At 75.7% G+C, this 943-nt stretch carries 1 protein-coding gene; it reads left to right on the forward strand.

Features of this window, described 5'->3' with window-relative positions:
• Positions 1–85: 85 nt before the first annotated feature.
• On the forward strand, positions 86–943 hold an 858-nt coding region (locus EF918_RS36130), incomplete at its 3' end, for a serine/threonine-protein kinase (protein WP_148141372.1).

Genomic DNA, 943 nt, shown 5'->3' on the forward strand with positions numbered 1-943 from the left:
GACCCGTCCCTCCCTCTGCACAGGCGCCCCGGCCCGCACTATCGTCGGCTCGTTCGGCAGTCCTAGGGGGAAGGACCAACCGGCCATGGACCATCTGCTTCCGCACGACGCGCACCGCATCGGCCCGTACCACCTGCTGTCCCGGCTCAGCGCCGCCGGCGACCCGGGCCGCGGCGTCCACCTCGCCCGGTCCGACGACGGCCGGACCGTCGCCGTCACCCTCGTCCCACGCGAGCTCGCCCGCCACGAGGAGTTCCGGATCCCGTTCCGGCGCGAGGTCGCCGCGTCCCGCGGCCTCAGCTCGAAATGGACCGTTCCGGTCCTCGACGCCGACACCGAGGCGGAGACCCCTTGGCTCGCCACCGCCTACGTCGCCGCCCCCTCCCTCCGCCAGGTCGTGGCGCACGACTTCGGCCCGCTGCCGGGCCGTTCGTTACGGGCCCTGGCCGCCGGCCTCGCGTACGCCCTCCAGGACATCCACGCCGCCGGCCTGGTCCACCGGTCCCTCAAGCCGTCCCGCGTCCTGGTCACCCCCGACGGCCCCCGCGTCATCGACTCCGGCATCGCCCGCGCCCGGGCGGAGGCCGACCTTCCGGAGCCCGGCGGCAGCCCGGCCCCCACCGGCCGGCTCATCGGCACACCCGCCTTCATGGCCCCCGAACTGGTCCGCGGCGAGCCGCCGACCCCGGCCTGCGACGTGTTCGGCCTCGGCGCGGTACTGGCCTACGCGGCCACCGGCGCACCACCGTTCGGCGACGCGGACGACTGGCGCGGCATCTCCCGGCTGCTGCACCGCATCGCCTACGAGGAGCCGGTGCTCGACGGCGTACCGGCCGACCTGCGCGACCTCGTACGGGACTGCCTCCGCAAGACCCCGGCCGAGCGGCCGACCCCCGCCCAGATCCTGGCGCGAACAGGCGCAGACCCCACCATGACCGCCGCC

Source organism: Streptomyces sp. WAC06614 (assembly GCF_003949795.1).
In the GTDB taxonomy this organism is placed as follows: domain Bacteria; phylum Actinomycetota; class Actinomycetes; order Streptomycetales; family Streptomycetaceae; genus Streptomyces.